Below are 26,855 nucleotides of genomic sequence, written 5' to 3' on the forward strand. Positions count from 1 at the left end.
AAGGTAAGATAGGCTTGTACCCTATTTTTTTTTGTTGGTTTTAGAACATTGAAATGGTCTTCCACTTATTTGGAAAGTCGACCCTTTTGAGTATTTCAGCTAATCTTTGCCAATTCATCTTACGCTTCCCACCCATTCTATTAAACCACCCATATATTGCTCGCCTAGTTTGGTGAATAAATGAACTTACTCGTCTTTGATTATCTGATATACCATGATAATTGATCCACCCCTTTGTAGCTCTAATGACTTGCAATAATATCTGTTCTTTGCCCCTCTCATTAAGGTGACTTCGTAGATATTCTCTTAGCCCTTTAAGCTTCTCGGTAAATCGATCTTTCCTTGTGGTATATTTTAATCTCCATATGTTACCAAACCTTGATTTACCCCAATAGCAAGTAAAGCCAAGAAAATTATAACTCTTGATCTTCTTACCTTGCTTAGCTAAGTCCTCAGCATGGTATCTACCGGACTGAATCATCTGCGATTTAGCTTCATTGATGTTCAAGCCATACTTGTTTAATCTTTTGGGCAAAACCTCATAAAACTTCCTCGCGTCTTCTTCATTCTCAAAGACGAACACCATATCGTCACAATACCTCACCATTCCAGTTTGCCCTCTTATGTTTTCCTTGCTGATTTTAGCAAACCAACAGTCAATAACATAATGTAGGAAGACATTTGCCAAAATTGGTGATGTTTTAGACCCTTGGCGGCATCCTTCCTTGTTAGTAACTGTAATGCCGTTTTCTATAATTGGTGTTTCCATCAGTTTCATAACTAGTCTTAGGAATCTTTTGTCAGATATTCTCTTTCTTAGGAATCCCATCAACTCAGAATGTTTGATTGAATTGAAGCACTTAGTTATATCAATTTCAACTACAGCTCCTTTATTGAAGTTATACGTAAGTCTATTCAACTCCTTAAGTGCATCATGGGCGTTTAATTTAGGTCGAAACCCGTAAGAACATTTTAAGAATATTGGCTCGAACACTGAGTTTAATATCTTGCTTACTGCCGACTCGATTATCTTGTCTTCAAAGCATGATATTACCAAAGGTCTTTTGCCTCCATCTTCTTTTGGAATCAATGTAATTCGTGCAGGTTTAGCTTGATATTGCCCCTTGCGAATTTTAGTAAGGAGCGAGAGCAAATTTGCTTCCAACTTCTTACCATAAACCGCTTTGGTTATACCATCTATTCCTACAGCTTTCTTGCTATCAAGTTCCTTATATTGTTCTTCTAACATCTTTAAATCAATAATATGTCCAAGATTATTAAACTTTATGTCTTGATTTTGTGATGATAGCAACTTTATACGCTCAAGTTTCGTTGACCATGTATTTCCGTCTATGCTGTGTACGGTCATTGTTTCCCTCTTACGTTCTTACCTTTCTGTCAGCCCTTCGCTCCACTCCCATTACGAAGCTTCATCACTACTACAACTGACTCAGCCATCCTTAACACCATCTCCAAAGCCTTATGTTTCGGCACTTGTACTTTGAATACTTACTTAACTCAGTAAGAGTTATAAGGACTTCTCAAGTTGTGTCATTAATCTCTACAAACTCGCTGACGCCTGAGACCCCGATGGTTGAAAACTTTCGGATTTTCGCTAGTTTGACCTCTAGTTTTCTCTTGTCTACTGCGTTGTGTAGCACATCGACTTCCACTACCAATATCATTTCAGGGCTATCACGTTCACCATTTGGTTTCGGCTCGGATGTTTCGCTGTCTACGCTTTACTACTGTCGTTACCTTCAGCAGCACAAGACTCGCTATATGGTGGAGCTAGCTACTCCTTCCATAACAGGACTTTCACCCGTAAGATTAATGCACCTTATCTTGACGCACACACAAATTAAATGATTGACTCGTCGGCTTACGTCGCTTCGCAATGACGAAGTAATGTATAATCAATTGATAAGAAATTGGTGACATCGTCACTCGTTGTTCCTAACCCCAAATTCTTCTGAATTGACTATGGTCGAATTAGCTATAAAGAAAAATGTTCACAACAAACTTAATAAAATTGCTTGTCATTTTGTTTCCATTCTATTAAAGTATTAGTATGTACTAGCCTAATAAGTTATGGGGTGTTAATGATAACAATTTTATCAAGGCAATTATTATATGTTCAACACTCTTAAATATTTAAAATATTCTTTTACAGCTATTCTTTATGATAGCACCAATGCTTGCTTGTGCCAACATAGAACCCAAATATAAGGTCAGAAATTTTACGGTATAAAATAATGTTGCAGCTAATATGACGTCATTGCGAGGAGGCATAAAGCCGACGAAGCAATCCATTTGTGGTTACTTTTAGGGATTGTTTCGTCGCTATAGTCAATTCAGGAGAATTTGGGGCTAGGAGCGATGGAGCGACGCCTATAAGTAATAGGCGAGCGACGACGTCCCCAACTTCTCATCAATTGACTATACTATAAGTAGCTCTGAGCCATGACGTTGTGTTGCAAACATTAAAACATTAATGCAAGATGCATTAATGTAAAGAATTTAAACAATGAGTTATATTAAATGTCTGCTCAAATAATAGAGTTATTAATTTTTGCTGGGATTGCTTTTTTTATTATAAATAGGTTAATTGCTACGCTTGGCTCTACATCAGATGAAGATCCATCTAAAGGTAAATCTTCCTTTTTTGGTGAAACAACAATTAGAGATGTTACTTATACATCAAAAACTGCTACTAGTAGTATTTTTAAGAAAGGATTACCTCAAATTACGGTAAGACCTCCACCTATCAATCCTATGGAATTTGATGGATTAATAGTTGACGAAGATTCTGTGGCTATAATAGCTGGAATTCAAACTATATCTGCTAAACTTCCATCATTTCAAGCAAGAAAATTTTTGCAGAGTGCAAAGGCAGCCTTTGAGCTGATCATTGAAGCTTCTAACGATGATGATATTGACGATTTACTGACATTAGTGGATAAAAGATATATTCAAGAGTTTCATATTTTTTCTCAAACCTATGGAGAATTTGCTCATGGTAGCGTACTAGATGCCCAAATTTCTGAAGCTTATACATTTGCGAATAATATTTTTCTAAAAGTATTATTCACAGGTAAAAAGGTAACTAGTAAGATAAAAAACATGAAAGAAGAATGGACGTTTTCCAGAAGTCTTATTTCTAAAAATACAGATTGGTTTTTAACTAATGTTGTTCGCCTAGAAAATGAGGAGCAGCTAACTTCTTAGCCTCTGATGATTCACCAGTATAAATTATATTTTGGTAATTAAGTTTGATAGCAGTAAATAAAGCTGGGTGATCATTTTCTACATTAACGATAATTTTTACGATTTGGGGGAATTCTTTAGTTAATGTCTTAAACATATAATCAAGCACTAGCATACCGTAATATCTCGTACTACCAGTTTTATTAGTTAAAATAACAGGATCGTGAAATTCAGCCAAAAACTCTCGAGCATCACATAAGTTTTCTATTGTATAAGCTGTTGGATTTGGCATTTTATAAACCTATATAGAATTGATAAGAAGTTATAGTCAATTCAGGAGAATTTGGGGCTAGGAGCGATGGAGCGACGCCTATAAGTAATCATAGTACCCTACAATTTTTGTAAAGATGGTATTAGGATAGAAAAAAGTTTTTGTTTGGGAGGTATTAATAATGTGGATATTAGCTGCGTTATGGCTGTTGTAGATTGATAAAAAGCATTTTTGATATGATCAAAGCCATAGGTAAATAATGAAAACAATTGTCTTTCAATGGTTTTGTACCGTTTTATTCGGATGGGATTTAAGGCATTTTGTATTATTCCATTTTTGACTATTAAAGCTGAAGCAATAGCAGTTATCACTAATAATTTTTCAAATCTATCCAATTTTACAATGTGACTTTTTTCAATATCAAAACCACCGCTTTTTAGGTGCAAAAATAGTCGTTCAACACTCCAACGAAATTTATATAAAGCAAAAATATCTTGCTCTATTTCAATTGAAGACACCAGAACCATCAGCTCGCTCTTATCATTTCTATATGCGGTAAAATTAACCTTTCTATTCCATAATATACCACTACAAGCCCTATACTCTAAGGCTTTAACATCACTAAATATTCTTTCAATGGTTAAAGTTCTTAAACCTTTTGTAAGACGAATTTTATGATCCATTTTTAATGGAATAACAAACTTTAGATGGTTATTTATCAGAAAGTCTAACCATTCTTTATTCATAAATTCTCTATCAGCAAGCAAATATTTTATTCTTTCAACGCCAAAATTATTAATAAATTTCTGTAAAAATTCCTTCATAAATTCTGCAGAACACCCGCCACCATGCGACAAAGTCTTCCAGAATATTGGCACCGATATTTTACCAATTACCATTACTAAAAATAAAATATTAATATCGGATTTACCAAATTTCCAACTTGTCCTATCCATTGCTACGACATAATTTTTTGAAGCAAAAAAGCTTAATAGCAAATAGCCAACCTTCATATAATCAAAATTAAAATCTTTTAAAAAACGATAAATTCTATGAGTTTTTGACGTCGCTTTAGCATCACCTAAAATACCAAGTGCTAAACCTTTTTGATAAATTGAGCTGCCCGTCAGCAAACTAATTACCATACCAACCAAACATTTTAATCTTGATTTATTTCCGTCTATATATAAAATCAATTCTTGAAGTATTATATTATGCATTTTGTTATAAAAATACCTACCTTATACTACTTCACACCACTCTAAATCAACCATTCTTCTTCATCTTCTCAAAATTGTAGGGTACTATAATAAGTAATAGGCGAGCATTGAGCGACAACGTCCCCAACTTTTCATCAATTGACTATAGTAACATCACCACTCATCGCTCTTGCTAGCCAATTCTTCTGAATCGACTATAGTATATGGTCAATGACGCCAATTATTTTTTTGCAACTTTTAAAATGCCATGATGTCCTTTGGATGAGATTTATATTTTTTAAATATTTTTAACATAATTACATTCTTGAAAGCAGGGAAATATAAATTTGTTCACAGCTCCTAATAAAATCTTTTACTAATAAAACAGCAAATTGGTATAGACAAAATATATATAGAGGCAATGAATGGTAATAAATACCATGGATATATAATAAGACTTATGATGATAATAGCAAACACCATCATGGCTAATGATAAATATTCGTGTTTTATCTTAATATTTTTTGTTGAAAATGTTGGCAACCTACTAGCCAGTAAAAAAGCAATTACCACAATATATAAACCTATTATAATGGTATGGGTACGAATATTGATACCTAAAATGCCACTCACTTCAAAATCTAGAATCATGGGAATTAGAGCAAGTAAAGCTCCACAAGGAGCAGGTACACCAGTAAAAAAATATTCTAGTTTCTTATTATTTGCCTCATGAAAAATAGCAGTATTAAATCTCGCAAGCCTTAATGCCATACATACGATAAATAGCAATATAGTTCCCCATGAAAATACTTTATATTCATATTGTTGAAAAGACCATAAATATACAAGACAAGCCGGCACTACCCCAAAATTAGCAAAATCACATAATGAGTCCAGTTCAGCACCAAACGGACTAGTAGCATTTAGCATCCGTGCTATCCTACCATCAATTCCATCTATTATAGCAGCAACTAAAGTACAATATACAGCCCTTTCCCATATACCATCCAACCCAAATTTAATGGCACTAATACCAATCACAAGCCCCAATAGAGTGATAAAATTAGGAAGCAATTTTATAAACGGAATTGGTTTTGTTATTCTAACTTTGCGTATTCTAATCAATTTATACCTATATACTTACATTAAAGTAGCAACCTCACCTTCTTTCAAATTTAAGTTCAGATGTTTTTTTGTTCTTAAAATCAGCAATAATAGTTTCTCCACCAACTGCAGTTTGTCCTTCAGTAACACAAAGGGCAGTTTTAAGTGGCAAATAAACATCCGCTCTACTACCAAAACGGATAATACCATATCTATCACCAATTCTAACCTCAGTATCTTCTTCTAAGTCACATAATATCCTTCTGGCTATTAATCCTGCTATTTGGACAAAAGCAATTTTATGCCCACTTTTTGTTTCCATTAAAACAGATTGACGTTCATTATAGATACTGGCTTTATCAAGAGAAGCATTGAAAAACTTCCCTGGATTATAATGTAGAGATAAAATCTTACCGTTAGCTGGAATACGATTTACATGAATATTAAAAATATTCAAAAAAATACTAACTCTAATCATCTCCTGATCACCAAGACCAAGTTCTATCGGCGGAACTGCTTCAGTTATTTTTTGTACTATTCCGTCTGCTGGGCTGACCACCAAATCGTCACTAATAGGGGTAAATCGATCCGGATTTCTAAAAAAATATACACACCAAATTGTCATAACCAATCCTATATACCCACAGGTATTATGGACAGTAAAGAGTAAAAAAGTTATCACAGCAAAGCTTACAATAAATATGTAGCCTTCTCGATGAATAATCTTCGACAAATCATTATATTGCTTCATTCTCACTCTCTAATTTGTATTATTTACTTTTGGCAATATTGTTATTATACATTATATTATTAATGACACTAATAGGTAATTGCATTTTATTTTTTTACGCTAACTATTAGCGACTAAGCAATCTAATAAATGTGGATTGCCGCGACCACTATGTGGTCTCGCAATGACAGATAACGTCATTGCGAGCTGATGTATCCCCACGAAATTAAGCACGACAAAGCTCCGTCTTTATAATAGATGCCAGGGGTTCTACCAATGGTTTTATGGCATGCAAATAATTAAATTCAATAATAAATTTCCCAAGGGTAAAATACGAATAAATCTTTTTATCTTTTACTGTGTTAGGTTGGAAAATTCTTTGCATACCTTGGCTATAGCCTACCACACCTATAACCCAATATGTTATAATAACAATGGCAGATAGTAACATTAAAACTCCCCATCTATTCACATCTAAAGTTCGAATATATCTTCCAGCAAGACCAAATTTATGACTTTTTATCACTCGAAACGTCTCCTCTATTTGCATACGTTTGCTATATAACCTCACTATTTCCGCTCCCTTATATTCATCAGAACTTAAGTTAGTTACCAATATCCAAGGTTCTTTTGCAGCTTTGTTATATGAACCATTTGCTGTTTTACTGCTAGTACGATTCCTGCTAACCTTCTGCACTCGACCCTTAGGGACTTTGCAAGTTGTAACCATTTTGCAGGAATATTTATGAGCTTTGGTTAGCAGAATCGTACCACATTCCATCGTTTTTGAACCAATTGATGGCATGAAATTTTCAACTGATATCCAATCCTCATTCTTAGCTAATTTTAAATCTTTTCCTTGTCGTACCCGACACACCCAACTCCACCCTTGTTTTTCTATTTCCTTAAACCATTCAATATGAAAGCCAGCGTCCATAATCACAATAACCCTTTTTCCATCAGGTATTATACTCTTTAATTTATTTAGAAATTCTACCGTTCTGCCCTTTAATTCACCTTCTTCAAACACATCTTGATACAAAGGTAAACTCATCCCTCTTGTACAAAATTGAGCACTTAGCATTTGTACCATGCGATCATCTTTAAGATAACATAAATCAATCACAACACTGTCATCATTAGAATGCTTGATAAACTCAAATATGAAATATGATAAAGCACTATAGAGATTATCAACCTCGTTATATAAATGTTTGTTACCTATACATCTATCAACTTTTTTTATTTTATGTTTTACTTTACTATCACCACTCAAGTTCCTGCCAATTGCACTCAAAGACAAATTCTGACTATATCGCAAACCTTCTGCAACATCAAGTAACGCATTTAAACGATTATTATGTATAAAAGGACAATGTTCTTTTATTACTTCATTTAATACTGTTTTTACATCCATAACCTACTATCTCCATCATCATTAAATAATGAAGATATTCTATCAATTCTTGCTATTTTGCAACAATTTCGTGGGGATACATCAGATTGCGAGGAGGTGCGAAGCACAAACGAAGCAATCCATCCAGATATATCATATATCATCGCTAATCTCATCATTACTTTCTGATTCTTCATTTTTTTCAGCTCTATCATCCTCTTCTTGGGCTGAACCAAGAGCATACACACATAATTCTTCAAGTAATACATTATTCTTATTAGCCAGTTCTTGTAGTTTAGTGATTGCATCCATGACCTCTGCTGGTATTTTTCCACCACGTTGCTTTGATAACCAGTCATCCTGAAAATGCAAAGGATGATGTCCCGGCTCAGGTTGCCCTACATATATGGTAAACGGTGCCATTTGCCCACCAAAATCACAATTAACAGTAAATTTCTTCATAACATAATATCAAATTATTAAAAATTCCACTATGTGGTCTCGCAATGACGTTGGGTTAGCTATTTTTCTGCTAATAAATGTTCAAATTTCTTAGAAAGTTCATAATTAGTAGCAACAAACATTTCATCATTATTTATTATTGCTCCACCTGCTTCTCGGACGATTAGATCAAAGCCAGCTTTCAAAGTATAATTTAATGATGAACAATAAACAACATCAATCTTACCAGCTGCCAGTAGTAGCATTCCATAACAATGACAACCAAAAACCCTAGCATTTTTCAAAAAAACTGGGTTGATATTAAGATCATCGGTAGCGATTAGAAAATTATCAACACTACTACAACCAGAAACCCTTAATCTACTATTGTTACTAGTATTATTTTCTGACCATACCCCTCTTCCTTTTTCAACATAATAAATCTCATCAAAAGCTGGAAAATTTATCACCGTACATATCGTAGTTAAAATTTGATTAATCTTCTTTAAACACGTTATAGATACAGCAAAAAATGGTAGGCTCTTTTCTAAATTACTAAAACCATCCAGCGGATTTATTAGTAAAACCATCTCTTCGCTATTATCTAGTTTAAACTTATCCTCTGGAAAGAATAACGCACTTGTATATTTTTGCAACTCATTACGTAATAAATCTTGTGCTTTAACATAAGCTTTATTACAAAAATCATAATTTCCTTTACTAGACCTTTGAAGCATTCCTAGCTCCAAAAAATCTCTATGCAAAAATTTAACAGCTTTACGTGAAGCAGTAATAAGTAAACTGGTTATCGGTTGTTGCATAAGATATTACTTAGCTCTTTCAACAAAGCTAATATCTTCAATTTTCACCACTATTTTCTCACCTACCACTAAGTAAGGTGGAACCATTACCTTTACTCCATTAGTTAAAATTGCCGGTTTGTAAGAAGATGTGACCATAGCCCCTTTAATTACGGGATCAGTTTGCATAATTTCAGCAATAACGGTTTGTGGTAATTCAGCACTTAAAGCTTTTTCCTCATAAAACTGTACCTTTAATACCATATTATCTTCAAGAAATGGCAAACTTTCGCCAAGAATTGACTTATTAATTAAAATTTGCTCAAAGGTCTCATTATCCATTAATACTAGATTATCTTCCTCAAAATATAGGAATTGTAAATCTTTGGTATCAAGTTGTGCTTTTTCAACATAATCAGATGAATTAAACCGCTCATTAAGCTTTGTACCAGTTTTAAAATTTTTCATCTCTACTTGTACATAAGCCCCACCTTTACCTGGTTTAGTATGTTCAGGCGTCTTATGCACAACCCATAGCTCATTATTATACACTATAATGTTGCCAGCTCTAATAGCATTTGCTGAAATTTTCATATTATTATTACTTTATTATTATCACTTATCTAAAATCTAATCCCAAATTAACTATTAAGGACATGAATTTATTAGGAAGAATATACAATAACTGCTATAAAAACAAGTATATTTAAGTAATATAATTTCAGAGTAGTTTAGAAATCGTAGAAAAAAAAACAACCGGCGTCATTGCGAGACCACGTAGTGGTCGTGGCAATCTATTTCTAATCAATGTCTTGAATTATTTCGTCACTAATATACGATGTAATGCTAACCAGGTTAGTTATAATTGCAATTTCTCCTTTAATAAAACATTCACTAGGTTAGGATTTGCCTTTCCTTCAGTTTTTTTCATTACCTGTCCAACGAAAAAACCAAATAATTTATCTTTACCGCTTCTATAAGAATCAACAGAGTCAGGGTTTTCCAACAATATTCCGTCAATTATAGCAGTTAGTATACCACTATCTGACACTTGCACTAAGTCTTTTTCTTCAATAATTTTTTCCGGTTCTTGTCCAGTTTCAAACATAGTTTCAAAAACTACTTTGGCAATTTTGCCGGAAATCACCCCCTCTTCTATTAGCTTCACCATTTGAGCAAGCATTTTTGGGGTAATTTTACAGTCACTTAAGCTAATGGAATTTTTATTAAGCTGACCAAATAACTCACTAATAATCCAATTAGCAAGTATCTTTGGATTACATAAGCTAACTGCTGCTTCAAAATAACCTGCCACCTGTTCATCAATTACCAAAACTTCAGCATCATAAGCATTTAAACTATACTCTGTCATATATCTTTGAATTTTTGCATCCGGTAATTCTGGTAGTTCTTGAGCTAATTGTTCTATTAGCTCCTCAGATATAACTATTGGCAATAAATCTGGGTCATGGAAATATCGATAATCATGAGCTTCTTCTTTTAGACGCATCGTTCTAGTCTCCCCAGTATCTCCATCAAATAATCTAGTTTCCTGTATTATTGTCTGCCCATCTTCAATTAAATTTACTTGCCTATTTGCTTCAAACTCTATTGCTCGCATGATATTACGAATCGAATTGATATTCTTGATCTCACATCTTGTACCAAGTGGAGTCCCAGGAAGCCTAACCGAAATATTAGCATCACAACGTAATGAGCCTTTTTCCATATCACCATCACAACTTCCTATATATCTTAACAAAGTTCTGAGTTTACGAACAAATGCTGCTGCATCTTCCGGCGAATCAAGGTCTGGCTCAGTAACAATCTCTATTAATCCTACACCAGAACGGTTTAAATCAATGAAGCTATAATGAGCTGATTGATCATGAATGGACTTACCAGCATCTTGTTCTAAATGCAAACGATTAATTCTAATTCTTTTGGTTGTTCTCTGTTCAGTTACTATATCCAAATAGCCCTCTTGGACAATTGGATGATAAAATTGGGAAATTTGATAACCCTGCGGTAGATCAGGATAAAAGTAATTTTTACGATCAAATCTTGAATTAAGATTAATTTTCGCATTAAGTCCAAGACCAGTTTTAATTGCCTGATGAACACAATATTCATTTAACATTGGTAACATTCCAGGCATTGCTGCATCAATCAAAGATACTTGTGAATTAGGGGGAGCGGCAAATTCGTTAGAACTACCAGAGAAAAGTTTGGATTTTGAAGAAATTTGGGCATGTATCTCAACGCCTATCACATATTGCCATTTACCTGTATTACCAATAATATAAGCCATTTAAAATCTCTTTAAGTTTACTAATTAATATAACTTTTATGTAAGTTGTTACTCCCGCTTTCCATTGTCATTCTTAGCAACGGCGGGAATCTAAGTTCCCTGCCTTCGTAGGGATGACATTAAGGCAAGCAGGATGACAAAACAATTGCTTCGTCGCTACTATAATTGCCACAATGCTAATCGGATTAACTGCACATAAGTGTTTATCATATTTTCAATAAAAATTGTAGTTTTTTATAATTTTTTATTTTCTAAAGGATAATTAAGCAATACACGTCAGTTCGGGATAAGATATAGATGAAATAGTAATAGATAAAAGGATTGTCAAAAAGGAGTGCCTGCAGTATTTATATTTTTAAACAAAAAAACAAACTACAGGCATGAAAAAAGATATCACAGAATTATATAGTTTTATAGATGATTTTTGTAAAATTTATTTGGAGTATGAACAGAGAAAGTTATTACCATCAAATAAGCAAAGAAATCGCTGTTGTAGCATGAGTCTAAGTGAAATGTTAACAATAATAATTATGTTTCATACATCCTATGCTAAGAATTTTAAATTTTTCTATAAAAGTTATATAGAGTGCATGCATAAGGATGATTTTCCCAAAGCCTTGAATTATAATAGATTTGTTGAATTAATGGCACGATTATTCATACCGCTAAATATGTTGATTCATTTGTTGTTTGGTGAGGAAACAGGTATTTATTTTATTGACTCTACAACGATTAAAGCTTGTCACAATAAAAGGCGTTATAGCAATAAAGTTTTTAAAGGATTAGCCAAACATAGTAAATCCTCTATGGGGTATTTTTATGGTTTTAAATTACATGTAATAATCAATAATAAAGGGGAGTTTATGGCATTAAAAGTGACCAAAGGCAATGTAGATGATAGGGTTCCAGTACCGGAGTTAACAAAAAGATTAACTGGAATTATAGCAGCTGATAAAGGTTATATTAAGCAAAATTTGTTCTTAAATTTATATGAAAGAGGCTTAAAAATGATTCATGGAATTAAGAAGAATATGGAAAATAAATTAATGGATTTGAAAGAAAAAATCTTACTTCGAAAGCGTAACTTAATTGAAACAGTTTTTGATTATCTAAAAAATAAAATGAACCTTGAACATACTAGACATAGATCACCAATAAATGCCTTTGTCCATATATTATCTACTCTTGTTGCTTACTCATTAAAGAAAAATAAACCTTCAACAAAATTTGATTTTAATCTACATGTTCACAATATCCTTATCCCGAATTGACGTAATTCACAAAAATATTGAAAATTAATTACTTTTTTACTTAGTGAAAAAAAATTTTGATGTACACTATAGAAATATTAAGAAATTTTATAGTCAATTGATAAGAAGTTGGTAACGTTGTCGCTCAATGCTTGCCTATTACTTATAGGGGTTGCTCCATCGCTCCTAGCCTGGATATTGCATGAAGGTGGTATTTATAAAAATAAAATGGCAATATCGCTTATAAGTGGTAATGGATATGTTAATTTTCACTTAAATTATGTCTAGATATGCAATTCTTCCTGATTTAAGATAGAATCCCCCCTTACCCCCATTTTTTATTGTACCGGGGACAGTACCATATTAGCTTATTCTATAGCTAATTTTTTCATAACACTATCCCATATATGTTGGTAAGGATAAGATGAAGACAACAAGAATTTAATGCTCCTAGTATTTCTAATAATTACTGCTCCAATTTTGAACAATTTTAAACGCACCGTTCCTACCAAGGCTTTAGCTAATTCAGTACCTTGTAAAAACTTATCATACCAAGTGCAATAATTAACGCAGTGGTGTAAAATGGGTTTTTAACTGATAAAGGTACTCAAATGGCTAGGTTAATATTACCACAAGGTTTTCATGGTCATGATTTTATAAAAATGATGAAACATGAGCCGCATGGTCGAAATCGTATACGTTTATTGGCGATGTATCGTATACTTGCAGCAAAACTGCGTAACACTATCTAATTTTTTTGCTAGTACGAATTTATTGTATAAATTTGGGTTTCTACTATGCAAATATCACCGATTAATAAAAACTAGTTGAAAAAGTACCAGTTATATTATAACATTTGAAATATTAATAATAATGATAATTAATCAAATGAAAAAACCAAAAGTAGCGACCTTAAGTGCTGAAGAACGAGAAGAACTAATACAACACGTCAAGGAAAGTTCATTAACGGGAGATGAACAGCAAACGATAGTAGAACTTGTGAAATTTTGTAATGAGCTAATAGACAAGCTAGCATCATCAAATATCAGTATAAATAAGCTTAAGGAAATGCTGATTGGTTTTAAGGCAGATAACAAAAAAAAGATAGTTCAGATTCATTAAAAGAACCGCCAAGTGAATCTGATAACGGGAATGGTGGTAATGAAGAAGAGTGCGATAAGCCCAAAAAGATAGATCGTAGTAATTGGCAAGGTAAATATGGGTTTGATGATTATAAGGATGCGAATACCAGCTATTTAACTCCTGAGAATTTTTGTAGTGGTGATAGCTGTCCTCACTGTTGTAATGGCAAACTATATAATAGTGAAGCTAGAAAATTGCTACAATTTACAGGTAATGCTCCAATTACAGTCAACAGATATGTAAAGAAAACGCTACGTTGTAATGCTTGTGATTATATAGTTATGAACAATAAAAATATCAACAAATGGACAAATAGTAGCAGAAGTGCAATAGTGTTACAAAAGACCTATGGCACTCCTTTCTACCGTTTATCTAGGCTGCAAAGTTTAAGTGGTGTTCCTGTGGCATATAGCTCGCTCTGGCAACAATATTTAGATGTTTGGCAAGAAGGTGGTGGAGCTGAAATTTACGGGGTATTATTGGAAATGGCTGCTGAATGTAGTTCACTGAACCTTGATGATACTAGAGCTAGGATTTTAGAAATTACTATAGCCAATAAGAAATTACGTACTCAAAATAAGAAAGGACGCAGCTGTTATACTACTACAATATGTGCTAAGACTGCAAATAATGAGGTGATAGTTTTATATTTTACCGGTAATAGGCATGGTGGAGAAAATATAGGTAACGTACTAAAGAATCGTAAGAATAGAACAGATTCTATCCAATTAATGACTGACGCAAGTAACAATAATAACCCGGTATTATCAGAAGCAGATCAAGAATTACTGGCAATAATAGTGATGATCAATTGTTTGTCACATGGTCAGAGAAAATTTACAGAGAATGAACTATATTACCCTGAAGAATGCGGATATTTTCTCAAACAAACACGAGGGATTTACCACAATGAACATCAATGTAAAGAGATGAGTCCTGAAGAAAAACTTTGGTATCATCAGGAACATAGCGGTAAATATATAGAAAACATATATAACAAAATAGACGAATTATTTAACGACAAGAAAGTTGAGCCTAATAGTAGGCTTGGACAAGCTATGAAATATTGGATAAATAATAAAGAAGGTTTGACTCAAAATGCCAGTTAGCAATCTTGATAATAATTGGGCTGAGAGATCACTGCGTACCATTATTTTACAAAGGAAGAATTCATTATTCTTTAAAACAATCAATAGTGCTGAGATACATAGTGGTCTGTATAGTATAGTAAAGACTTGTAGTGAGAACGAGATCAATGCCTTTAAATATTTAAATTGGCTACAAGAGCAGAGTAGCAAAGCAAAGAAGAGTCCTGCGAATTATACGCCTTTTGCCTATGCAAGATATATGAATAATACGGAATTAATCGAGACAGCAGCTTAAACGACAGGAAGCCAATCATTAGAGAATTTGGCAGAACTAGGATTACCATTATGAATAAGAATGTGTAAGGTTCTATAACAAATTTGATAAGATGAATTATCAGATGGGAAAAGTTTTGCGGTAAATTTACCTTTGGATAGGCGTTTAGAGCATAGCCAAAAGCCTTGACCGTCAAAGGACAAAATTTTAATGGCAGTTCTGTTTTTATTATAGAATAAAAACAAGGAACCATTAAGAGGGTCAGAAGAAAGTTTTTGTCTACAAACAGCGATTAAGCCATCGATACCCTTGCGAAAATCGATGGCAATAGTGGTAACAAAAATAACTGACGCCGGGGTTAGTTGCAACATAAAAATGTCTGAATTATGGTTTTTGGTTCTAGTGTTTGGATAATAAGTTTGGTACCATTTGGTTTAATAATGTGACAAGTATAGTGATTTTGTTTGGGGGCAGCTACAGGATCGGTATCTATAGAATATAATAGTTGAAATGGGAGAAAATTAATATTTTGTTGTAGAGCTTGATTTGAAGTTGAGACAGGAGAAGTTTTGAGGGTAGGCTCATGGGCTTTTTTAATTGAACTGATTGTTGCTTTATTAATATTAAGATGTTTAGCTATCTCTTGGTAAGAATAATGATGGAGTAATTGGTAAACTAATTCCTTTAGATGGTTTGGTATAGGATCAAACTTATTAGTTTTAGTTTGACGCCAGGCTTTAAATTGCTGAGCTACTTGCTCAATAGTAATTGATGGTATTTGCATAGTATGGAATCCAAATGTATAAAAAATTCATACTAGCAAAAACATATAATGGTTCCAATATTTTGGACAGAAAAATAAGAAAAATGAGATAGAATTCTTTAGCAAACAAGGAGAGCTAGAGATGAAAAAACAAGTAAGGCAATATAGTGCTGAGGAGAAAGCCAAAATTGTCATAGAAGCAATTAAGGGAGAGCTAACAATAGCCCAGATAACCAGTAAGTATGGTGTTCATGCAACACAGATAAGTAACTGGAAAAAACAAGGTCTTGAGTTGTTAGTACAAGGTTTTAAGAATAAAACACAGAGTGCTGATCCAAATCAGCAGGGGTTAATCAAGAATCTATATGAGCAAATTGGTCAGTTAAGCGTTGAGTGTGACTGGCTCAAAAAAAAATCTGCATTGTTTGGAATTAAAGGTTAGGTGTAATATGATAGAGCCTAATCATAATAAGTTAACAATTGTACAACAGTGTAAGTTATTGGATATTAGCAGGTCAACCTATTACTATCAACCTACTGGTATTAGTGAACAAGATATCAAGATTATGGCAATAATTGATGAGACCTATACTATGCATCCATATTATGGTATGCGGCGGATGGCTAAATATTTACAAGCCCAAGGTTTTTCGGTAGGTCGTAAAGCTGTTAGACGTTACTACAAGATAATGGGTCTTGAAGCTGTTTATCCTAAAATAAATTTAAGCAAGAGGAATCAAGTGCATAAAATATATCCTTATTTACTAAAAGGATTAGAAATAGTATTGCCAAACCAGGTTTGGAGTGCAGATATAACGTATATAAGACTGAGCCAAGGGTTCGTATATTTAGTAGCTATTATTGACTGGTATAGTCGTTATATTCTAAGTTGGCGAATCTCCATTAGTTTGGAAAGTGAATTTTGTGTAACAGCCCTTGAAGACGCTATAGAAAAATATGGTATGCCAAAAATATTTAATACTGATCAAGGAGTACAATTTACCTCGGAGAATTTTATTAGTATGCTAAAGCTACATAATATCTTGATTAGTATGGATGGTAAGGGACGAGCCTTAGATAATATTTTTATTGAACGTTTTTGGCGATCATTAAAACAGGAAAAAATTTATCGGATTATTTTAACAACAGTAAAGGAGGCAAAGACAGCAATTAACGAATATATGGACTTTTATAATAGACAAAGGATGCATCAAGCTTTGGATTATAAAACTCCAGAATGTGTATATTTTGAAAAAAATATTGTATAAAAACAACAATTTAATTTTTGTGAATTATATCTCTATTTATCTAAATTTTTGTCTAGACAAAGGGGACCACCTTAGTTTGCCTATGTTTTTAAGCCTAATAAAATTTCTGTAGCTTTTGGAAAATTAAACAATCTCAACCTTCCTCTTACACCAAACTGAGGTTATCTAAGGCAGCACCTTTGCTATTATAAGCATCAGCAAAATCAGGCTTATGTTTAATTGCTAAATCAAAGGAGTCAATTGCCTCCTGCCATTTACCTAACTTTTCTAAAGCAAAACCTTTGTTATAATAAGCATTAGCAAAATCAGGCTTATGTTTGATTGCCAAATCATAAGCAACAATTTCTTCCTGTAATTTACCTAACTTGCCTAAAACTATACCTTTGCTATAATAAGCATTAGCAAAATCAGGCTTATATTTAATTGCTAAATTATAGGAGTCAATTGCCTCTTGCCATTTGCCTAACTCACCCAAAACAACACCTTTATTGTTGTAAGCATTAGCATAATCAGGCTTATATTTGATTGCTAAATCATATGAGTTAATTGCTTCCTGTAGTTTACCTAACTTACCTAAAGCTATACCTTTGTTATAGTAAGTTGAGGCATAATCAGGCTTATGTTTAATTGCCAAATCATAGGAGTCAATTGCTTCTTGCCATTTGCCCTCCATTGTTAAAGTATTTGCTTTCTCAAAATGTTGTTGACTATTGGCAACCACTTTGCTAAAGGGGAGTAACATTAAAGCCAGCAGAATCGTTAGTTGTTTTATGTTAATTATTTTCATAAACTACTTCTTTATTAACTATAGATTGTTATATTCCCAGATGGTCAAAAGCATTTTTGGTAATAACTCTGCCTCTCGGGGTACGTTGTAATAACCCTATTTGTATTAGATAGGGTTCGATAGTTTCTTCCACAGCATCGCGTTGTTCTGATAGAGCTGCGGCAATTGTTTCTATACCGACCGGACCCCCACCATAATTATCAGCGATAAACTTTAAATATCTATAATCATTACTGTCTAAACCTATTTTGTCAACTTCTAATCGATTCAGAGAGATATTGGCAATATTCCTATCAATTTCTAGCTGTTCATCGACAGAAGCGAAGTCTCTAACCCGTCTAATTAGCCTAAGGGCAATTCTTGGAGTTCCTCTACTACGCTTTGCTATTTCTTCTAACGCCTCATCGGTTACATTAATTGCCAGAAATTTACTAGCTCTACTCAAAACAAGTTTTAATTCAGCCACATTATAAAAATGTAAACGTAGTGGTATACCAAATCTATCTCTCAAAGGGTTACTCAATAGACCTAGTCTAGTAGTTGCTCCAACTAAAGTAAAATTGGGTAAATTGATTTTTACTGACCTTGCGGCTGGCCCTTCTCCAATAACTATGTCCAAAGCAAAATCTTCCATTGCTTGGTACAATACTTCTTCAATATTGGTGCTAAGACGGTGAATTTCATCAATAAATAACACATCATTATCTTGCAAATTGGTAAGTATAGCAGCTAGGTCAGCCGCTTTTGATATAGCAGGTCCTGAAGTGGATTTAAAATTTACTCCCATCTCCTTAGAAATAATTTGGGCAAGAGTGGTTTTACCAAGTCCAGGCGGCCCATAAAATAAGGTATGATCCAAATGTTCAGACCTATTTTTAGCTGCCTGGATAAAAATAGATAAATTCTCTTTGATCTGTTGTTGCCCAACAAATTCTTTTAAATAGCTAGGTCGTAGAGAGAATTCTTGATCGTTTGGCAGTATATCAGCTGATAAAACATTTTTAGAAACTGGGTTTTTAGACATTGGAACTACGTGCCTTTAGTGCGAGTTTAATTAGCTCATTAATAGAGAGATCAGGATCCTTTGCAATAATTTCCTGTACCAAATTATGGGCTTCAGTTCTATTAACCCCAAGTGAGGTTAAAACTAATGTAGCATCAGATGATATCTTAGATAAATCACTATCATTCTTATCGATGGGAAGATTGGTAGTAAGGTTAGTTAAGGCTTTATCCTTTAACTCTATGATAATTCGTTCAGCTAATTTTAGTCCAACACCGGAAACGGCTTTAAAAGCTTCTTTATCCCGCCTAGCTATCGCTGATTGAATTTGTTCAGGTGATAAATTTGATAAAATAGCTAAAGCCATCCTTGTCCCAATACCGTTTACTGATTGTAATAAATTAAAAACAAACTTTTCTTCGAGTGATAAAAAGCCGTAAAGATTAATATGATCTTCTCTTACATGCGTTTCGATAAATAATTGACAAAACTCATTAACGACTAATTTATTTAGAGTTTTACTACTACAATACACTAAATATCCAACACCATTAACATCAATAATAACATAATCATTAAAACATGCATCTATTGTGCCTTTCAGTTTACCAATCATAATTTTTTAGTATCAGATTTTGTTTTCAGCTTACAATTTTTCGTGCATATATACGTTATCACTGGTGCTGTAGTTACTATCAAAGCCAAAATATAATGCAATAATGTTGGAGTTTCGGAACAATGACATTGACCATCATCCGGGAATGTTGATATAAGTATAATTTTTGCGATAATCCAAGTGACCACCCCATATATAAGCAAGTATACTATATATTTAACTTTTTTACAGATATCTTTCATTATGGCGTCCTCTTCTATTTAATATAATAACAATAATAGAATATTTGAATAAATGATAGAGAAAGTAAACTCTAACCCAGCAATTCTAATTATTCAATTATAATGGTCCCAATATTTTGGACAGAAAAATAAGAAAAATGAGATAGAATTCTTTAGCAAACAAGGAGAGCTAGAGATGAAAAAACAAGTAAGGCAATATAGTGCTGAGGAGAAAGCCAAAATTGTCATAGAAGCAATTAAGGGAGAGCTAACAATAGCCCAGATAACTAGTAAGTATGGTGTTCATGCAACACAGATCAGTAACTGGAAAAAACAAGGTCTTGAGTTGTTAGTACAAGGTTTTAAGAATAAAACACAGAGTGCTGATCCAAATCAGCAGGGGTTAATCAAGAATCTATATGAGCAAATTGGTCAGTTAAGCGTTGAGTGTGACTGGCTCAAAAAAAAAATCTGCATTGTTTGGAATTAAAGGTTAGGTGTAATATGATAGAGCCTAATCATAATAAGTTAACAATTGTACAACAGTGTAAGTTATTGGATATTAGCAGGTCAACCTATTACTATCAACCTACTGGTATTAGTGAACAAGATATCAAGATTATGGCAATAATTGATGAGACCTATACTATGCATCCATATTATGGTATGCGGCGGATGGCTAAATATTTACAAGCCCAAGGTTTTTCGGTAGGTCGTAAAGCTGTTAGACGTTACTACAAGATAATGGGTCTTGAAGCTGTTTATCCTAAAATAAATTTAAGCAAGAGGAATCAAGTGCATAAAATATATCCTTATTTACTAAAAGGATTAGAAATAGTATTGCCAAACCAGGTTTGGAGTGCAGATATAACGTATATAAGACTGAGCCAAGGGTTCGTATATTTAGTAGCTATTATTGACTGGTATAGTCGTTATATTCTAAGTTGGCGAATCTCCATTAGTTTGGAAAGTGAATTTTGTGTAACAGCCCTTGAAGACGCTATAGAAAAATATGGTATGCCAAAAATATTTAATACTGATCAAGGAGTACAATTTACCTCGGAGAATTTTATTAGTATGCTAAAGCTACATAATATCTTGATTAGTATGGATGGTAAGGGACGAGCCTTAGATAATATTTTTATTGAACGTTTTTGGCGATCATTAAAACAGGAAAAAATTTATCGGATTATTTTAACAACAGTAAAGGAGGCAAAGACAGCAATTAACGAATATATGGACTTTTATAATAGACAAAGGATGCATCAAGCTTTGGATTATAAAACTCCAGAATGTGTATATTTTGAAAAAAATATTGTATAAAAACAACAATTTAATTTTTGTGAATTATATCTCTATTTATCTAAATTTTTGTCTAGACAAAGGGGACCACCTTAAATTGATGGGGATGGTCGTAAGCTGACAGTAGAAGTACCAAGAGATCGGGAAGGAGAGTATAATCCTCAATTAATACCAAAAGGGCTGAGGAGATTTAATGGATTTGATGAGAAAGTGATATCCCTTTATGGTCGCGGTATGACAGTCAGCGAGATCCGAGGGCATTTAGAAGAAATATATCAAACTGATGTATCTGGTGACTTGATATCCACCATAACAGATGGGGTAATAGAAGAAGTAACTAGGTGGCAAAATCGTTGTTTAGATAGGGTGTATCCAATATTATACTTGGACTGTATCTATGTAAAATCTAGAGACAATCACATAGTAATAAATAAAGCAGTATATTTAGCACTTGCTGTAAATATAGAAGGGAAAAAGGAGTTACTTGGCATTTGGATAGGCAAAAATGAAGGTGCTAAATTTTGGATGCAAGTAGTTACTGAGTTAAAGAATCGAGGAATTGAACAAATTTATGTTGCTTGTGTGGGGTTTAAAGGGCTTTCCAGAAGCTATAAGCAGTGTATTCCCGAGTACTATAGTACAATTATGTATTGTACATATGGTTCGCAATTCAGTAAAGTATGTGTCATATAAAGATTTAAAAGAGGTCACATCAGATCTAAAACAAATTTATACAGCTAATAATGACGAAATGGCACGTTTAAAACTTCAGCAATTTGGTGTAAAATGGGATAAAAAATATCCGGTAATTTCTGATATTTGGCAACGTAATTGGTCTGGGATAATACCGTTTTTTGCCTTTCCTGAAGAGAACAGAAAGGTAATTTATACTACTAACACTATAGAATCTGTAAATCGTCAAATTAGAAAAATTATCAAAAATAAGGGGGTGTTTCCAGATGATAAGTCAATTCAAAAAATAATATTTTTATCCCTACAAAATGCAGCCAAAAAATGGACCATGCCTATTAAAGATTGGTCTTTAGCTTTAAATCAATTTGAAATACTTTGTGGAGATTTTAAATATGATTTATTGGAAAATAAAAAATGAACTTTGTGAGTAGACCTAACCAATTGCTTGGTTAAGCCCCTCCTCAGAACCGGACATGCAGAGCTACCGCATCCGGCTCCCGAAAGGTAAGATAGGCTTGTACCCTATTTTTTTTTGTTGGTTTTAGAACATTGAAATGGTCTTCCACTTATTTGGAAAGTCGACCCTTTTGAGTATTTCAGCTAATCTTTGCCAATTCATCTTACGCTTCCCACCCATTCTATTAAACCACCCATATATTGCTCGCCTAGTTTGGTGAATAAATGAACTTACTCGTCTTTGATTATCTGATATACCATGATAATTGATCCACCCCTTTGTAGCTCTAATGACTTGCAATAATATCTGTTCTTTGCCCCTCTCATTAAGGTGACTTCGTAGATATTCTCTTAGCCCTTTAAGCTTCTCGGTAAATCGATCTTTCCTTGTGGTATATTTTAATCTCCATATGTTACCAAACCTTGATTTACCCCAATAGCAAGTAAAGCCAAGAAAATTATAACTCTTGATCTTCTTACCTTGCTTAGCTAAGTCCTCAGCATGGTATCTACCGGACTGAATCATCTGCGATTTAGCTTCATTGATGTTCAAGCCATACTTGTTTAATCTTTTGGGCAAAACCTCATAAAACTTCCTCGCGTCTTCTTCATTCTCAAAGACGAACACCATATCGTCACAATACCTCACCATTCCAGTTTGCCCTCTTATGTTTTCCTTGCTGATTTTAGCAAACCAACAGTCAATAACATAATGTAGGAAGACATTTGCCAAAATTGGTGATGTTTTAGACCCTTGGCGGCATCCTTCCTTGTTAGTAACTGTAATGCCGTTTTCTATAATTGGTGTTTCCATCAGTTTCATAACTAGTCTTAGGAATCTTTTGTCAGATATTCTCTTTCTTAGGAATCCCATCAACTCAGAATGTTTGATTGAATTGAAGCACTTAGTTATATCAATTTCAACTACAGCTCCTTTATTGAAGTTATACGTAAGTCTATTCAACTCCTTAAGTGCATCATGGGCGTTTAATTTAGGTCGAAACCCGTAAGAACATTTTAAGAATATTGGCTCGAACACTGAGTTTAATATCTTGCTTACTGCCGACTCGATTATCTTGTCTTCAAAGCATGATATTACCAAAGGTCTTTTGCCTCCATCTTCTTTTGGAATCAATGTAATTCGTGCAGGTTTAGCTTGATATTGCCCCTTGCGAATTTTAGTAAGGAGCGAGAGCAAATTTGCTTCCAACTTCTTACCATAAACCGCTTTGGTTATACCATCTATTCCTACAGCTTTCTTGCTATCAAGTTCCTTATATTGTTCTTCTAACATCTTTAAATCAATAATATGTCCAAGATTATTAAACTTTATGTCTTGATTTTGTGATGATAGCAACTTTATACGCTCAAGTTTCGTTGACCATGTATTTCCGTCTATGCTGTGTACGGTCATTGTTTCCCTCTTACGTTCTTACCTTTCTGTCAGCCCTTCGCTCCACTCCCATTACGAAGCTTCATCACTACTACAACTGACTCAGCCATCCTTAACACCATCTCCAAAGCCTTATGTTTCGGCACTTGTACTTTGAATACTTACTTAACTCAGTAAGAGTTATAAGGACTTCTCAAGTTGTGTCATTAATCTCTACAAACTCGCTGACGCCTGAGACCCCGATGGTTGAAAACTTTCGGATTTTCGCTAGTTTGACCTCTAGTTTTCTCTTGTCTACTGCGTTGTGTAGCACATCGACTTCCACTACCAATATCATTTCAGGGCTATCACGTTCACCATTTGGTTTCGGCTCGGATGTTTCGCTGTCTACGCTTTACTACTGTCGTTACCTTCAGCAGCACAAGACTCGCTATATGGTGGAGCTAGCTACTCCTTCCATAACAGGACTTTCACCCGTAAGATTAATGCACCTTATCTTGACGCACACACAAATTAAATGATTGACTCTTAGTTTGACTTGCAAACCAAGCTTAGCAATTTCCCGTGACCAATAATTAGCTCCTCCACATGCTTCCATAGCTACCAATGAACTTTTATCGAGATTGCTTAAATAGGCTATTAACTCATCTCTTGTAACTTTTTAATAACCTATTTTTTTGCCATTTTGATCGACTTACGTTAATTCGGGATAAGGATTAGTAAAAATAGCAGACATATATACACTACGAAGAGCAATTAATGTATGAATTCACAGAAATGCAATTTATACATATCCAAAATCTTGTATTAGTTATAGCTAAAGCATTTTTACTAATCCTTATCCCGAATTAACGTGACTTGCACCAAGTGCATACTATTTTTTGCTAAATCTATTCCTATTATAGTATTTTTTATGCTATTATTTATCATGGTATGGACCTATTAATTAAATTATTATTTAATTAATAGGTCCATACCAACATATATGGGATAGTGTTATGAAAAAATTAGCTATAGAATAAGCTAATATGGTACTGTCCCCGGTACAATAAAAAATGGGGGTAAGAGGGGATTCTATCTTAAATCAGGAAGAATTGCATATCCAGACATAATTTAAGTGAAAATTAACATATCCATGACCACTTATAAGCGATATTGCCATTTTATTTTTATAAATACCACCTTCATGCAATATCCAGGTTAGCACTCGAAATCTGAAATATATGCAACAATTTGCTAAGGAATATCCTGATCCTACATTTGTGCAAGAGGTGCTTGCACAATTAACATGGTATCATAATCTAACTCTTTTGGATAAGATTGCAGATAGCTAACCCAAAAAAGTTATATAGTCAATTGATGAACAATCGGCTTAGCTATAACTCCAAGGTGGAACAGCCAAAGAAACTGGTAAGTTTTTTACAGTAATAACTGTATCTGCTAATGAATAATAATCATCCACCCTAATTAAAGCTATTGCCATGTTCTGATAAGCTGAACATACTACGCCAATTTTTGTATTATTGGCGATAATTTCATCGTCTTTCGCGATATCTAAACTACCAGTATTACCGGAATCTATGTTAACGGATAATTTAAATATTTTTTTTCTTACAACTCCTTGGTATTTTGTTCTGGAAACAACTTCCTGCCCAATATAACACCCCTTACTGTAACTTATAGCATTTAACTCCTCAGCCCCATATTCGATGGGAATAGACCTATTGGCAATTAAATCATCATAGCCATCAACTATGGCAAAATTATATTTATCCTGCTGATATAAGCCTTCTATTCTGGTGGTTGTTAAAAAATCATCTTTATTAATAATTGAACGAAAACCAAGTTGGTTATAACGAGGGTCTTGGTAGCTATTAAGTGGCAATTGCTGCTTTGAGTAAATAACCTGATAGGCGGTAGTTAAGTCATTCACTTCAATTTTAGCACGTAACTTGTACTGCACTAAGTGATTTTTAAATAAATCTGATTGATTAATATTTATATCAATAAAAAACCTCGTTGCCGATAGTTTCAATACGAAAAAATCAAACAAATATCTCCCTTGGTTAGTTAGAGCATAACTATAACAATAATCGTTATTTTTTATATCATTAGTGATCAAATTATGCAAAAAATTTATCGCATCATCACCAGAAACTTCAATGATTGATCTATTTGTTAATATTTCATACATAACTACCAACTATTACATTTTAATTGACTTTGTAACTTTTATAACTACTATAGCATAATGAAGCAACAATTGTTTGCCATAAATTATTTATTATATGAGATGCACTTCCTACTGTACTACTTCTGAATACAAAATGAACTATTTAGTAATAAACCTCAATAAAATCGGTCTTGAACCTAAATATTTCGATGATGTACTATATATTCAAAAAGAACAAGGGGAAAATTTAAATCCTATCGATGTTTTCTTTTTCCCTTTCGGTTGCGTTACTATATGGGGAGCTGAAGAAAGCCAAGAAAAAATGCTCCTTGCAGAAATAGCAGCTCTTAAAACTAATCAAAATGACGAGCTAGTTTCCGACTTTATTTATTTTGATTATGATGAAATTACTGGTAAAACATTTATTGATGAAGAAAAAAACCAAATCATTCTTGCCGATAAATCAACTTTTATAAAATTATCTATCTCGCATGCTTTAGCTCAGTCAGTTAAGCTTAGTGTACTAGAAAAATCGGTAAGTAATCTAATTGTAAAAACCACTCCAATTCAACAAGAACTAGCCAGTACAGGTAGTGTATCACTTTCCAAAAAAGAAATATCTCAACAAATTGGGATATTATTTAACGAACGATATTCAATTAATTTACACAGCGATATATTGGATACTCCTGAATTTTTTTGGCGTCGTCCTAGTTACGAACCTTTATACTTAATGACTGCAGAGTTCCAAGATATTCAAATTCGTCAGAATATTCTTAATAATCGACTAAATATGATTCATGAACTTTACAATATTTTGTCAAATGACTTAAACTGTAAACACTCTACTAGACTTGAATGGATCATTATAATATTGATTACTATAGAAGTTGTGCTATCCCTTGCTCATGACAATCTCTTTTTCAAAATCATTTCCTATATTATAGGCAAGATTTGAGATACTGG

Annotated in this window: 33 protein-coding genes; 15 read left to right on the top strand and 18 right to left on the bottom strand. The window is 33.5% G+C overall.

The window, feature by feature from the left end:
• Positions 1-40: 40 nt before the first annotated feature.
• The gene (locus NBW66_RS14005) at positions 41-1,369 is read right to left on the bottom strand and encodes a reverse transcriptase domain-containing protein (protein WP_250310618.1); all 1,329 of its coding nucleotides are present in this window, start codon (positions 1,367-1,369) and stop codon (positions 41-43) included.
• A 946-nt stretch (positions 1,370-2,315) separates the two neighbouring features.
• Between NBW66_RS14005 and NBW66_RS14730 the strand changes: the two genes are divergently transcribed.
• Both NBW66_RS14730 and NBW66_RS14010 read left to right on the top strand, forming a co-directional pair.
• Entirely contained in the window at positions 2,316-2,450 is a 135-nt protein-coding gene (locus NBW66_RS14730; RefSeq protein WP_284346700.1) for a hypothetical protein, read from the top strand.
• Positions 2,451-2,541: 91 nt separating this feature from the next.
• Entirely contained in the window at positions 2,542-3,228 is a 687-nt protein-coding gene (locus NBW66_RS14010; RefSeq protein ID WP_250311328.1) for a TIM44-like domain-containing protein, read from the top strand.
• Here NBW66_RS14010 and NBW66_RS14015 read toward each other — a convergent pair.
• The 9 genes from NBW66_RS14015 to gatB all read right to left on the bottom strand — a co-directional run bounded on the left by NBW66_RS14015 (position 3,185) and on the right by gatB (position 11,459).
• On the bottom strand, positions 3,185-3,499 hold the full coding sequence (locus tag NBW66_RS14015; RefSeq protein WP_250311329.1) for a hypothetical protein: 315 nt from the start codon (positions 3,497-3,499) through the stop codon (positions 3,185-3,187). The genes NBW66_RS14010 and NBW66_RS14015 overlap by 44 nt on opposite strands.
• A gap of 98 nt (positions 3,500-3,597) precedes the next feature.
• On the bottom strand, positions 3,598-4,698 hold the full coding sequence (locus NBW66_RS14020; protein ID WP_250310546.1) for a transposase: 1,101 nt from the start codon (positions 4,696-4,698) through the stop codon (positions 3,598-3,600).
• A 339-nt stretch (positions 4,699-5,037) separates the two neighbouring features.
• Positions 5,038-5,802 carry a CDP-alcohol phosphatidyltransferase family protein gene (locus NBW66_RS14025; protein ID WP_250311330.1) on the bottom strand — a complete coding sequence of 255 codons (765 nt, stop codon included), beginning with the start codon at positions 5,800-5,802 and terminating at the stop codon, positions 5,038-5,040.
• Between the two features lie 34 nt (positions 5,803-5,836).
• Entirely contained in the window at positions 5,837-6,532 is a 696-nt protein-coding gene (locus NBW66_RS14030) for a phosphatidylserine decarboxylase (RefSeq protein ID WP_250311331.1), read from the bottom strand.
• A 205-nt stretch (positions 6,533-6,737) separates the two neighbouring features.
• Positions 6,738-7,928, bottom strand: a complete 1,191-nt coding sequence (locus tag NBW66_RS14035) for an IS4 family transposase (RefSeq protein ID WP_250311332.1) — start codon at positions 7,926-7,928, stop codon at positions 6,738-6,740.
• A 132-nt stretch (positions 7,929-8,060) separates the two neighbouring features.
• A complete protein-coding gene (locus NBW66_RS14040; RefSeq protein WP_250311333.1) occupies positions 8,061-8,369 on the bottom strand; it encodes a DUF2610 domain-containing protein in 309 nt (102 codons plus the stop codon).
• Between the two features lie 59 nt (positions 8,370-8,428).
• On the bottom strand, positions 8,429-9,169 hold the full coding sequence (locus NBW66_RS14045) for an inositol monophosphatase family protein (protein ID WP_250311334.1): 741 nt from the start codon (positions 9,167-9,169) through the stop codon (positions 8,429-8,431).
• Between the two features lie 6 nt (positions 9,170-9,175).
• On the bottom strand, positions 9,176-9,742 hold the full coding sequence (gene efp, locus NBW66_RS14050) for an elongation factor P (RefSeq protein ID WP_250311335.1): 567 nt from the start codon (positions 9,740-9,742) through the stop codon (positions 9,176-9,178).
• A gap of 265 nt (positions 9,743-10,007) precedes the next feature.
• A complete protein-coding gene (gatB, locus tag NBW66_RS14055; RefSeq protein ID WP_250311336.1) occupies positions 10,008-11,459 on the bottom strand; it encodes an Asp-tRNA(Asn)/Glu-tRNA(Gln) amidotransferase subunit GatB in 1,452 nt (483 codons plus the stop codon).
• Between the two features lie 380 nt (positions 11,460-11,839).
• On the opposite strand from gatB, the gene NBW66_RS14060 reads away from it, so the two are divergent.
• A complete protein-coding gene (locus NBW66_RS14060) occupies positions 11,840-12,730 on the top strand; it encodes an IS982 family transposase (protein ID WP_250311337.1) in 891 nt (296 codons plus the stop codon).
• A gap of 347 nt (positions 12,731-13,077) precedes the next feature.
• On the opposite strand, the gene NBW66_RS14735 is transcribed toward NBW66_RS14060, so the two are convergent.
• Positions 13,078-13,293: a transposase gene (locus NBW66_RS14735; RefSeq protein WP_284346759.1), complete on the bottom strand. Its 216-nt coding sequence runs from the start codon at positions 13,291-13,293 to the stop codon at positions 13,078-13,080.
• Positions 13,294-13,320: 27 nt separating this feature from the next.
• Between NBW66_RS14735 and NBW66_RS14070 the strand changes: the two genes are divergently transcribed.
• From NBW66_RS14070 to NBW66_RS14740, 4 genes are all read left to right on the top strand, one after another.
• A complete protein-coding gene (locus tag NBW66_RS14070; RefSeq protein WP_250310952.1) occupies positions 13,321-13,461 on the top strand; it encodes a hypothetical protein in 141 nt (46 codons plus the stop codon).
• A 136-nt stretch (positions 13,462-13,597) separates the two neighbouring features.
• The gene (locus NBW66_RS14075) at positions 13,598-13,831 is read left to right on the top strand and encodes a hypothetical protein (RefSeq protein WP_250310741.1); all 234 of its coding nucleotides are present in this window, start codon (positions 13,598-13,600) and stop codon (positions 13,829-13,831) included.
• A gap of 302 nt (positions 13,832-14,133) precedes the next feature.
• Entirely contained in the window at positions 14,134-14,961 is an 828-nt protein-coding gene (locus NBW66_RS14080) for an IS66 family transposase (RefSeq protein ID WP_250311243.1), read from the top strand.
• On the top strand, positions 14,951-15,235 hold the full coding sequence (locus tag NBW66_RS14740) for an IS66 family transposase (protein WP_250311030.1): 285 nt from the start codon (positions 14,951-14,953) through the stop codon (positions 15,233-15,235). The genes NBW66_RS14080 and NBW66_RS14740 overlap by 11 nt, the downstream gene beginning before the upstream one ends.
• On the opposite strand, the gene tnpB is transcribed toward NBW66_RS14740, so the two are convergent.
• Both tnpB and NBW66_RS14090 read right to left on the bottom strand, forming a co-directional pair.
• The gene (gene tnpB, locus NBW66_RS14085) at positions 15,232-15,585 is read right to left on the bottom strand and encodes an IS66 family insertion sequence element accessory protein TnpB (RefSeq protein WP_250310638.1); all 354 of its coding nucleotides are present in this window, start codon (positions 15,583-15,585) and stop codon (positions 15,232-15,234) included. The genes NBW66_RS14740 and tnpB overlap by 4 nt on opposite strands.
• Positions 15,573-15,998: a hypothetical protein gene (locus NBW66_RS14090; protein ID WP_250310639.1), complete on the bottom strand. Its 426-nt coding sequence runs from the start codon at positions 15,996-15,998 to the stop codon at positions 15,573-15,575. Before NBW66_RS14090 ends, tnpB begins: the two co-directional genes overlap by 13 nt.
• Before the next feature lie 121 nt (positions 15,999-16,119).
• Here NBW66_RS14090 and NBW66_RS14095 point away from each other — a divergent pair, with 121 nt between their 5' ends.
• Together NBW66_RS14095 and NBW66_RS14100 are read left to right on the top strand one after the other, a co-directional pair.
• The gene (locus tag NBW66_RS14095; protein ID WP_094649795.1) at positions 16,120-16,419 is read left to right on the top strand and encodes a transposase; all 300 of its coding nucleotides are present in this window, start codon (positions 16,120-16,122) and stop codon (positions 16,417-16,419) included.
• A gap of 7 nt (positions 16,420-16,426) precedes the next feature.
• Entirely contained in the window at positions 16,427-17,245 is an 819-nt protein-coding gene (locus tag NBW66_RS14100; protein WP_250310686.1) for an IS3 family transposase, read from the top strand.
• Between the two features lie 145 nt (positions 17,246-17,390).
• Here NBW66_RS14100 and NBW66_RS14105 read toward each other — a convergent pair whose 3' ends face one another.
• From NBW66_RS14105 to ruvA, 3 genes are read right to left on the bottom strand one after another with little or no spacing between them, the layout of a single operon-like run.
• Entirely contained in the window at positions 17,391-18,032 is a 642-nt protein-coding gene (locus tag NBW66_RS14105) for a tetratricopeptide repeat protein (protein WP_250311338.1), read from the bottom strand.
• A 28-nt stretch (positions 18,033-18,060) separates the two neighbouring features.
• On the bottom strand, positions 18,061-19,056 hold the full coding sequence (gene ruvB / locus NBW66_RS14110; protein WP_250311339.1) for a Holliday junction branch migration DNA helicase RuvB: 996 nt from the start codon (positions 19,054-19,056) through the stop codon (positions 18,061-18,063).
• Positions 19,049-19,651, bottom strand: a complete 603-nt coding sequence (gene ruvA, locus NBW66_RS14115; protein ID WP_250311340.1) for a Holliday junction branch migration protein RuvA — start codon at positions 19,649-19,651, stop codon at positions 19,049-19,051. Before ruvA ends, ruvB begins: the two co-directional genes overlap by 8 nt.
• 417 nt (positions 19,652-20,068) lie before the next feature.
• Here ruvA and NBW66_RS14120 point away from each other — a divergent pair, with 417 nt between their 5' ends.
• The 4 genes from NBW66_RS14120 to NBW66_RS15405 all read left to right on the top strand — a co-directional run bounded on the left by NBW66_RS14120 (position 20,069) and on the right by NBW66_RS15405 (position 22,285).
• Complete coding sequence (locus tag NBW66_RS14120; RefSeq protein WP_250311341.1) at positions 20,069-20,362, top strand: transposase; 294 nt, start codon at positions 20,069-20,071, stop codon at positions 20,360-20,362.
• Between the two features lie 14 nt (positions 20,363-20,376).
• Positions 20,377-21,195: an IS3 family transposase gene (locus tag NBW66_RS14125; protein WP_250310686.1), complete on the top strand. Its 819-nt coding sequence runs from the start codon at positions 20,377-20,379 to the stop codon at positions 21,193-21,195.
• A 96-nt stretch (positions 21,196-21,291) separates the two neighbouring features.
• Positions 21,292-21,867: an IS256 family transposase gene (locus NBW66_RS15400; protein WP_458693588.1), complete on the top strand. Its 576-nt coding sequence runs from the start codon at positions 21,292-21,294 to the stop codon at positions 21,865-21,867.
• The gene (locus NBW66_RS15405; RefSeq protein ID WP_250312149.1) at positions 21,755-22,285 is read left to right on the top strand and encodes an IS256 family transposase; all 531 of its coding nucleotides are present in this window, start codon (positions 21,755-21,757) and stop codon (positions 22,283-22,285) included. The genes NBW66_RS15400 and NBW66_RS15405 overlap by 113 nt, the downstream gene beginning before the upstream one ends.
• Before the next feature lie 123 nt (positions 22,286-22,408).
• On the opposite strand, the gene NBW66_RS14135 is transcribed toward NBW66_RS15405, so the two are convergent.
• The gene (locus NBW66_RS14135; RefSeq protein ID WP_250310618.1) at positions 22,409-23,737 is read right to left on the bottom strand and encodes a reverse transcriptase domain-containing protein; all 1,329 of its coding nucleotides are present in this window, start codon (positions 23,735-23,737) and stop codon (positions 22,409-22,411) included.
• A gap of 1,193 nt (positions 23,738-24,930) precedes the next feature.
• On the opposite strand from NBW66_RS14135, the gene NBW66_RS14140 reads away from it, so the two are divergent.
• Entirely contained in the window at positions 24,931-25,050 is a 120-nt protein-coding gene (locus tag NBW66_RS14140) for a DUF1016 N-terminal domain-containing protein (RefSeq protein WP_284346781.1), read from the top strand.
• Positions 25,051-25,088: 38 nt separating this feature from the next.
• Here the strand turns inward: NBW66_RS14140 and ygfZ are convergent, their stop codons facing one another.
• On the bottom strand, positions 25,089-25,910 hold the full coding sequence (ygfZ, locus tag NBW66_RS14145; RefSeq protein WP_250311343.1) for a CAF17-like 4Fe-4S cluster assembly/insertion protein YgfZ: 822 nt from the start codon (positions 25,908-25,910) through the stop codon (positions 25,089-25,091).
• 133 nt (positions 25,911-26,043) lie between these two features.
• Between ygfZ and NBW66_RS14150 the strand changes: the two genes are divergently transcribed.
• A complete protein-coding gene (locus tag NBW66_RS14150) occupies positions 26,044-26,847 on the top strand; it encodes an RMD1 family protein (protein WP_250311344.1) in 804 nt (267 codons plus the stop codon).
• The last annotated feature ends 8 nt before the right edge of the window (positions 26,848-26,855 follow it).

Origin of the sequence: Rickettsia endosymbiont of Oedothorax gibbosus (assembly GCF_936269705.1) — a bacterium.
Taxonomy (GTDB): domain Bacteria; phylum Pseudomonadota; class Alphaproteobacteria; order Rickettsiales; family Rickettsiaceae; genus Tisiphia.

Coding starts and splice junctions, on each gene's coding strand:
- NBW66_RS14125 (WP_250310686.1), top strand. CDS start 20,377: ATGATAGAGCCTAATCATAATAAGTTAACAATTGTACAACAGTGTAAG.
- NBW66_RS14010 (WP_250311328.1), top strand. CDS start 2,542: ATGTCTGCTCAAATAATAGAGTTATTAATTTTTGCTGGGATTGCTTTT.
- NBW66_RS14105 (WP_250311338.1), bottom strand. CDS start 18,032: ATGAAAATAATTAACATAAAACAACTAACGATTCTGCTGGCTTTAATG.
- ruvA (WP_250311340.1), bottom strand. CDS start 19,651: ATGATTGGTAAACTGAAAGGCACAATAGATGCATGTTTTAATGATTAT.
- NBW66_RS14040 (WP_250311333.1), bottom strand. CDS start 8,369: ATGAAGAAATTTACTGTTAATTGTGATTTTGGTGGGCAAATGGCACCG.
- NBW66_RS14095 (WP_094649795.1), top strand. CDS start 16,120: ATGAAAAAACAAGTAAGGCAATATAGTGCTGAGGAGAAAGCCAAAATT.
- gatB (WP_250311336.1), bottom strand. CDS start 11,459: ATGGCTTATATTATTGGTAATACAGGTAAATGGCAATATGTGATAGGC.
- NBW66_RS14045 (WP_250311334.1), bottom strand. CDS start 9,169: ATGCAACAACCGATAACCAGTTTACTTATTACTGCTTCACGTAAAGCT.
- NBW66_RS14080 (WP_250311243.1), top strand. CDS start 14,134: ATGAACAATAAAAATATCAACAAATGGACAAATAGTAGCAGAAGTGCA.
- NBW66_RS14020 (WP_250310546.1), bottom strand. CDS start 4,698: ATGCATAATATAATACTTCAAGAATTGATTTTATATATAGACGGAAAT.
- NBW66_RS14015 (WP_250311329.1), bottom strand. CDS start 3,499: ATGCCAAATCCAACAGCTTATACAATAGAAAACTTATGTGATGCTCGA.
- NBW66_RS14120 (WP_250311341.1), top strand. CDS start 20,069: ATGAAAAAACAAGTAAGGCAATATAGTGCTGAGGAGAAAGCCAAAATT.
- efp (WP_250311335.1), bottom strand. CDS start 9,742: ATGAAAATTTCAGCAAATGCTATTAGAGCTGGCAACATTATAGTGTAT.
- NBW66_RS14090 (WP_250310639.1), bottom strand. CDS start 15,998: ATGCAAATACCATCAATTACTATTGAGCAAGTAGCTCAGCAATTTAAA.
- NBW66_RS14150 (WP_250311344.1), top strand. CDS start 26,044: ATGAACTATTTAGTAATAAACCTCAATAAAATCGGTCTTGAACCTAAA.
- tnpB (WP_250310638.1), bottom strand. CDS start 15,585: ATGTTGCAACTAACCCCGGCGTCAGTTATTTTTGTTACCACTATTGCC.
- NBW66_RS14005 (WP_250310618.1), bottom strand. CDS start 1,369: ATGACCGTACACAGCATAGACGGAAATACATGGTCAACGAAACTTGAG.
- NBW66_RS14035 (WP_250311332.1), bottom strand. CDS start 7,928: ATGGATGTAAAAACAGTATTAAATGAAGTAATAAAAGAACATTGTCCT.
- NBW66_RS14135 (WP_250310618.1), bottom strand. CDS start 23,737: ATGACCGTACACAGCATAGACGGAAATACATGGTCAACGAAACTTGAG.
- NBW66_RS14100 (WP_250310686.1), top strand. CDS start 16,427: ATGATAGAGCCTAATCATAATAAGTTAACAATTGTACAACAGTGTAAG.
- NBW66_RS14030 (WP_250311331.1), bottom strand. CDS start 6,532: ATGAAGCAATATAATGATTTGTCGAAGATTATTCATCGAGAAGGCTAC.
- NBW66_RS14075 (WP_250310741.1), top strand. CDS start 13,598: ATGAAAAAACCAAAAGTAGCGACCTTAAGTGCTGAAGAACGAGAAGAA.
- NBW66_RS14070 (WP_250310952.1), top strand. CDS start 13,321: ATGGCTAGGTTAATATTACCACAAGGTTTTCATGGTCATGATTTTATA.
- ygfZ (WP_250311343.1), bottom strand. CDS start 25,910: ATGTATGAAATATTAACAAATAGATCAATCATTGAAGTTTCTGGTGAT.
- NBW66_RS14060 (WP_250311337.1), top strand. CDS start 11,840: ATGAAAAAAGATATCACAGAATTATATAGTTTTATAGATGATTTTTGT.
- ruvB (WP_250311339.1), bottom strand. CDS start 19,056: ATGTCTAAAAACCCAGTTTCTAAAAATGTTTTATCAGCTGATATACTG.
- NBW66_RS14740 (WP_250311030.1), top strand. CDS start 14,951: ATGCCAGTTAGCAATCTTGATAATAATTGGGCTGAGAGATCACTGCGT.